We start from the raw sequence: 6,409 nt of genomic DNA, 5'->3' as shown, positions 1-6,409 counted from the left end.
AAAATACTCCCCATTTTAAGTTATCCAGTTCCTCGATTTTGAAGGTAGATTTTGCTAAATTGGCAAAACTTGCGCTATCTGTGGGAGTTGAGTTAGATTTTATGGTGACGCTGACTCAATACATCCAAAAGCGGTTAGGGGAAGCTATTAACAAAATTGATGTGCAAATTGAGTATATTACCAGTTGGCGGATGACGGCTAAGACTGGGGAAGATGAAGAGGAAGAAATTCCGTTTTAACTACCAAAATATCACATTTTCTCTTCTGCGCCGCTCAGCGACCCGTCAAAAGCTCTAACTTTTCGGGGTATCTCGCCCCTTGTACAGTGATTTTGGCGGCGGCATCATCGATGTCACGCAGCGCAGATCCGCAGGCGTGAGTTCGACGGAGACTGCCCCGATGTTTTCGTCCAAGCGATGCAGCTTCGTGGTGGCTGGGATTGGAACAATCCACGGCTTCTGGGCCAGCAGCCAGGCGATCGCGATCTGAGCAGGTGTCGCCTGCTTCTGTTGTCCGATCCTACCAAGCAAATCAATCAAGGCTTGATTCGCTTTGAGAACCTCCGGTGTGAAGCGAGGCAGGGTGCTGCGGAAATCGGAACTGTCAAAGATCGCGTTTTCGTCGATTTTGCCAGTGAGAAAGCCCTTACCCAGCGGGCTGTACGCGACAAAGCCGATTCTGAGTTCCTCCAGGGTTGGTATCACTTCCGCTTCCGGCTTTCTCCACCGAGCGCGAGTATTCGCTCTGGAGTGCAGTCACCGGCACCACTGCGTGTGCGCGACGGATCGTTTGCACTCCGGCTTCAGAGAGTCCAAAGTGCTTAACCTTACCTTCCTCAATCAGTCCCTTCACTGCTCCTGTCACGTCTTCGATCGGCACGTTCGCGTCAATATGGGAATCATATTTTCACGTCTCAAAAGCTGGACCAGTCGAAAATTAAAACGTACAATTAATATATCAATTATATATTGATATATTGAGTAAAGCTTCAACTAAAATCCACCCAGATATGAAGCCCAAAACAAACTATACAGAACAATCTGCACAGCATCGCCCGATAAAAAAGCTGCCAGAAGTTACCATTTTTTTCTGGATTATCAAGTTGCTGACTACGGGAATGGGCGAAACAACTTCAGATTACCTAGCCCATCACATGAACCCAATTTTTGCGGTCGCTCTGGGGGGAATTGGATTAGTGATTGCTTTACTAATACAGTTTTCAGTACGGAAATATATTCCCTGGGTCTATTGGTTAGCTATTATTATGGTCGCTATATTCGGAACAATGGCTGCTGATGCTATCCATGTTGTATTAGGGGTTTCGTATCTCCTATCGACTGTAGGATTTTCCGTCGTACTGAGTATTATTTTTGCAGTTTGGTATATGAGCGAAAAGACTTTAGCGATTAATCATATTTACACACTTCGGCGCGAGTTATTTTACTGGGCAACCGTTATGGCTACATTTGCGCTTGGCACAGCCGCAGGTGATATGACAGCATCAACTTGGGGTTTGGGGAACTTCACATCAGGTTTACTGTTTGCCTTGTTATTTGCTTTACCAGCGTTCGCATACTGGCGCTCAGGACTTAATGAGGTCGGGGCTTTTTGGCTCGCATATATCCTGACTAGACCATTGGGCGCTTCATTCGCAGATTGGATCGGTAAATCTCAGGATAGTGGTGGAGTAGGCTTTGGTACAGGGCGGATCAGCATTGTCTTAGCTATTCTGATTTTTGGTTTTGTTGTTTATGAGACATACTCGAGCAAAGACAGTTATAGCAAGTCATCATGAGTTGGGTCTGGTTTAAGGAGCAGTTATGCCAGACCCAAAGACTAAAACTAGACTCAGCGGCCCGTCATTTGCTCTAGCTTTTCGGGATATCGATCGCCTTGCACTGTGATCTTGGAAGCAGCGTTATCAATGTCACGCAAATCGTCAGAGGTGAGTTCAATGGAGATAGCTCCAATATTTTCATCCAAGCGATGCAGCTTCGTGGTGCCTGGAATCGGAACAATCCACGGCTTTTGAGCTAAGAGCCAAGCGAGCGCGATCTGAGCCGGGGTCGCCTGCTTCTGTTCTGCAATACTGCCGAGCAGATCAATCAGGGCTTGATTCGCCTTGAGTGCATCCGGCGTGAAGCGAGGCAGAGTGCTGCGGAAGTCGGAGCTGTCAAAGGTCGTGTTTTCGTCGATCTTGCCGGTGAGGAAGCCTTTTCCCAGCGGGCTGTACGGGACAAGTCCGATGCCAAGTTCCTCAAGGGTCGGTATCACTTCCGCTTCAGGCTTTCTCCACCACAGGGAGTATTCGCTCTGGAGTGCCGTGACTGGCACAACGGCATGGGCGCGCCGAATCGTTTGCACTCCCGCTTCAGAAAGTCCGAAGTGCTTCACTTTACCTTCCTGAATCAGTTCCTTCACTGCTCCTGCCACGTCTTCAATGGGTACGTTTGGGTCAACCCGGTGCTGATACAGTAGGTCGATCGCCTCAACTTTGAGCCGCTTGAGCGATCCCTCCACGGCTTCCTTGATATGCTCCGGTCGGCTATTCAATCCGGGTGAACCTTTCATGCCACGAGGATCGGAATTAGGACTGATGTCAAACCCAAATTTGGTCGCAATGACCACTTGGTCGCGGAAGGGAGCGAGGGCTTCACCCACCAGTTCTTCGTTCAAGTACGGGCATTAGACTTCGGCAGTGTCAAAGAATGTAATACCGCGATCGACCGCAGCCCCCAGAAGAGCACTCATCTCCTGTTTGTCTTTGGGCGGACCATAAGAAAAGCTCATTCCCATGCAGCCGAGCCCGATCCCGGAGACTTCCAGATTGCTGTTTCCAAGTTTGCGCGTTTGCATTGTTTTTCTCCGTTAATGTCGAATTGATAGTGTTCGCCGTCGATCGATTTCGTCGTTGTCAGTCGTTTTCGCTGCGATCTCTGCTCACCGTAGGGTCATTGATGCGAGACAGGGCGGTCTTATGACCCCAGCGAGGCCAGAGATAGAAGAGGTTGAGGAGGATGAAAAGCAGCACCGCCAGCCAGGGCACGACCAGCGCGACTACGGTAGCGATCGCATAAACGATCGGTCGGACAAGGAATAGACGTCTGATCTTCCGTACTTTTTTCGCTGTGAGGTGGGTATCGATCAGCCGATACTCGTGAGCCGCGTACCGCCACATGACGTTGACGAAGATACCGAGGACGGTCAAGATGCCACCGTAGAACGCGGCTGCAATCGGCTCGTCCGTTCCGCGGTGGAACGCTTCTGCGAGGACGGTGGTTGGAAACGGCAGGAATGCGATCGGCATCAGGTGGAGGACGTTAAGCAGCAACAGCATTCCGTCCACGCGGACGATGTGTTTGAACATGGCGTGGTGGTTGATCCAGATTGCGCCGATCACCAGGAAGCTCACCACGTAGGCAAGGTAAGACGGGCAGAGATTGAGGAGTTCTGCCCCGATCGCTGTGCTCGGTGGTGGCACTTTGATTTCGAGCACTAGCAGGGTGATTGCGATCGGGAACACGCCATCGCTGAATGCCTCCAAACGGTTGGTATCCGCACTCACCTCCTCTGCAAGTAGCGGTTGCTGTTGCCAAGTTCATGCTTCTGCATCGTTACTCCTTCTAGGGGTGGCCTCGCTTATTCAGATTTAAGGGATGCCATATCGATACAGAAGCGGTATTTCACATCGGACTTGAGCAGTCTTTCGTAGGCTTCATTGACCTTCTGTATGGGGATGACTTCGACATCGGCAGCGATGTTATGTTCGCTGCAGAAGTCGAGCATCTCCTGGGTTTCGGCGATGCCGCCGATATTAGAGCCGGAGAGACTGCGGCGGCCCATGATCAGGCTGAATGCCGCGACCTCCAGGGGATTCTCCGGTACGCCAACCAGGGTGATGTTGCCGTCGAGGCGGAGCAGGTTGAGATAGGCGTTGATATCGTGCTTGGCGGAGACGGTATCGAGGATGAAATCGAAGCTGCCAGCGTGCTTTTGCATTTCGTCGGCATTGCGGGAGACCACGACTTCGTGGGCACCGAGGCGGAGCGCATCTTCCGTCTTACCGGGCGAGGTGGTGAAGACGACGACGTGGGCACCGAACGCACGGGCGAACTTCACGCCCATGTGACCCAATCCTCCCAGACCGACCACGCCAACTTTCTTGCCCTCGGTAACGCCCCAGTGGCGCAGGGGCGAGTAGGTGGTGATCCCGGCGCAGAGGAGCGGCGCAACCCCAGCGAGATCGAGGTTGGCGGGAACGCGCAGAACGAAGCGTTCATCGACGACGACGCTATCAGAGTAGCCCCCATAGGTGACTGGAGCAGTCTTGTGCTTGTCCGGGGAGTTGTAGGTGAGGGTCAGGTTCGGGCAGAACTGTTCAAGTCCAGTTTTGCAATTGGGACAGGTTCCATCCGAATCAACCATGCAGCCGACTCCTGCCAGATCGCCAGACTTGTACTTCGTCACTGCCGAGCCAACCTGAGTGACCCGTCCCACCATCTCATGACCGGGAACGATCGGGTAGACCGTGCCACCGCCCCACTCGTTTCGCACCATGTGAAGATCGGAATGGCAGATGCCGCAGAAGAGGATTTCGATTTGAACGTCGTGTTCGGTTGGATCGCGCCGTGCGATCGTGTCGGAGGCTAGCGGTGATGTTGCACTGGCTGCGGAATAAGCTTTTGTGTTGTACATGGGTTGATGCTCCTATTTGTTTACTTTTGGTGCCTGGTACTGTTCGTCGCTGACTTTTTCCAGCCAGTCCGCGGGCTTGCCGTCGAGTACCTGCTGAGTGGCGATATGAGTCATCGCCCTTGGCGGTGAAAGTGGCGATGGCGACAGTGCTTTGTTGTCGTGCGTTTAGGGTTTGATCGGGTTGGCTGCGAACCTCACTGCACCGTTTGGCCGCCATCGATGACCATGGCGTGCCCAACGACGAAGGCAGCCGCGTCGGAGCACAGCCATAGGACAGCCTCCGCGATCTCCTCGGGCTTGCCCATCCGTCCGATCGGCTCCTGGGCAACCACCTTGGCGCGCCCTTCGTCCGTGTCGCCGGTGAAGCGACCCATCATCGGGGTGTCGATGTAGCCGGGACAGACGGCGTTGACGCGGATGTTCTGCGCGGCGTAGTCGAGGGCCGCTGCCTTGGTCAGTCCGATCACGCCATGTTTCGCGGCGGTGTACGCGGGGCTGCCCTTGATGCCGATGATTCCCGCGCCCGAGGAGGTGTTGACGATCGCGCCGCCTCCCTGCTTGAGGAGCAGCGGGATCTGGTGCTTCATGCACAGGAAAACGCCGCGGAGGTTGATGTCGATAATCCGGTTCCACTCCTCCTCCTCGTACTCCGCGGTCGGAGCTGCCTTCCTCGGCTCGATGCCCGCGTTGTTGAAGGCGAAGTCCAGCCGCCCGAAAGCCTCAACGGTCTTGTCGAGAGCCGCCTTCACGTCCTCGGTTCGCGTGACATCGCACCTGACGGCGATCGCCCGACCCCCGAGTTCTTCGATCGTGTGAGCTGTTTCTTGATTGCCCTGTTCAGAGATGTCAGCGACCGCCACGCTGGCACCTTCACGGGCAAACGCCAGCGCCGTAGCTCGACCGATGCCACTCGCTCCTCCGGTCACAAACGCAACCTTTCCTGTGTAGCTGCTCTCGTTGGCTGTCATTTTTTACTCCTTTTGTTGCCCATTAGGGAAGTCTTTATTGGAACTTCCTTTTCTTACTCGATCGGCTCCACTGTTGCTTTTACAGAGCCAGGTACATTGAATGCTTCTACGCCAGCATCGATCTTGCCGATCGCGATGATGCCGGGGTCAGGGATTGGTTGTTCGTCGTGGCGATAATAAATAGCCACATCAGGACCGGGAGACCAGTAAATGATGTCTCCAACTTCATAGGTTTTGGTTCGCTCACCCTCCTCGGAAATTGCTCTCGGCAGGCGGGCAAACTTTTCTCTTCCAAACAAATCGTTCATCGTCAGCGTTAATGGCAGCAGGGAAACAAAATCCCGAGTGGTTTTACTGTCGATCAACGTAGCTGTAACGGCTTTGTCTCCGACCTTGATGTTTATCTTCATACTGTTTGCCTGCTGGGTTGATATTTCAGTCGGCATTTTCGACGAGGCACTGCTAGGCATCCTGTTGTCGGCACGGCAGGCTGAGTAACTCAGGGACATCGTTAGGGCGAGAACCAAAATCAGCATTCTCTTCTGGCAGTTTCTCCCCGTGAGGGGAAACCATTTCAAAACCATTAAGATCTTCCTGCGTACTGCTCGTCGCTGACCTGTTCCATCCAGTCCACGGGTTTGCCGTCGAGCCATTCCTGAATGGCGATGTGGTTGAGTCGAGGGGGGATATTATTCCCCGCCCCTCTCAGTTAGATCTGGGCGTGCGAGTTTCCCCGCACCCAGCTC

Annotated in this window: 7 protein-coding genes and 2 pseudogenes; 2 read left to right on the top strand and 7 right to left on the bottom strand. The window is 53.4% G+C overall.

Annotation, left to right across the window (positions count from 1 at the left end; translation table 11 throughout):
- A pseudogene (locus tag QUA38_RS26700) lies at positions 1–239 on the top strand (ribonuclease D); the annotation flags it as partial.
- A gap of 54 nt (positions 240–293) precedes the next feature.
- Here the strand turns inward: QUA38_RS26700 and QUA38_RS26695 are convergent.
- Positions 294–704 (bottom strand): aldo/keto reductase, encoded by a 411-nt coding sequence (locus QUA38_RS26695; protein WP_333099705.1) that lies wholly within the window; start codon positions 702–704, stop codon positions 294–296.
- Complete coding sequence (locus QUA38_RS29520; protein ID WP_333099703.1) at positions 646–879, bottom strand: aldo/keto reductase; 234 nt, start codon at positions 877–879, stop codon at positions 646–648. Before QUA38_RS29520 ends, QUA38_RS26695 begins: the two co-directional genes overlap by 59 nt.
- A 130-nt stretch (positions 880–1,009) precedes the next feature.
- Between QUA38_RS29520 and QUA38_RS26690 the strand changes: the two genes are divergently transcribed.
- Positions 1,010–1,795, top strand: coding sequence for a hypothetical protein (locus QUA38_RS26690; RefSeq protein WP_333099701.1), 786 nt, complete (start codon positions 1,010–1,012; stop codon positions 1,793–1,795).
- Between the two features lie 53 nt (positions 1,796–1,848).
- Here the strand turns inward: QUA38_RS26690 and QUA38_RS26685 are convergent.
- The 5 genes and pseudogenes from QUA38_RS26685 to QUA38_RS26665 all read right to left on the bottom strand — a co-directional run bounded on the left by QUA38_RS26685 (position 1,849) and on the right by QUA38_RS26665 (position 6,199).
- Positions 1,849–2,856, bottom strand: a pseudogene (locus tag QUA38_RS26685) (aldo/keto reductase).
- Positions 2,857–2,914: 58 nt separating this feature from the next.
- On the bottom strand, positions 2,915–3,565 hold the full coding sequence (locus QUA38_RS26680; RefSeq protein WP_333167229.1) for a TMEM175 family protein: 651 nt from the start codon (positions 3,563–3,565) through the stop codon (positions 2,915–2,917).
- 74 nt (positions 3,566–3,639) lie between these two features.
- Positions 3,640–4,695: an NAD(P)-dependent alcohol dehydrogenase gene (locus tag QUA38_RS26675; protein WP_333167228.1), complete on the bottom strand. Its 1,056-nt coding sequence runs from the start codon at positions 4,693–4,695 to the stop codon at positions 3,640–3,642.
- Between the two features lie 194 nt (positions 4,696–4,889).
- On the bottom strand, positions 4,890–5,663 hold the full coding sequence (locus QUA38_RS26670; protein WP_333167227.1) for an SDR family oxidoreductase: 774 nt from the start codon (positions 5,661–5,663) through the stop codon (positions 4,890–4,892).
- 53 nt (positions 5,664–5,716) lie between these two features.
- Positions 5,717–6,199 carry a cyclophilin-like fold protein gene (locus QUA38_RS26665; RefSeq protein WP_333167226.1) on the bottom strand — a complete coding sequence of 161 codons (483 nt, stop codon included), beginning with the start codon at positions 6,197–6,199 and terminating at the stop codon, positions 5,717–5,719.
- Between the last annotated feature and the right edge of the window lie 210 nt (positions 6,200–6,409).

This window comes from Microcoleus sp. Pol12B4 (genome assembly GCF_036701385.1).
In the GTDB taxonomy this organism is placed as follows: domain Bacteria; phylum Cyanobacteriota; class Cyanobacteriia; order Cyanobacteriales; family Microcoleaceae; genus Microcoleus.
The sequence above is the reverse complement of the archived record's forward strand: the minus strand, read 5'-3'. Positions and strand labels throughout refer to the sequence as shown.

Coding starts and splice junctions, on each gene's coding strand:
- QUA38_RS26690 (WP_333099701.1), top strand. CDS start 1,010: ATGAAGCCCAAAACAAACTATACAGAACAATCTGCACAGCATCGCCCG.
- QUA38_RS26670 (WP_333167227.1), bottom strand. CDS start 5,663: ATGACAGCCAACGAGAGCAGCTACACAGGAAAGGTTGCGTTTGTGACC.
- QUA38_RS26675 (WP_333167228.1), bottom strand. CDS start 4,695: ATGTACAACACAAAAGCTTATTCCGCAGCCAGTGCAACATCACCGCTA.
- QUA38_RS26665 (WP_333167226.1), bottom strand. CDS start 6,199: ATGCTGATTTTGGTTCTCGCCCTAACGATGTCCCTGAGTTACTCAGCC.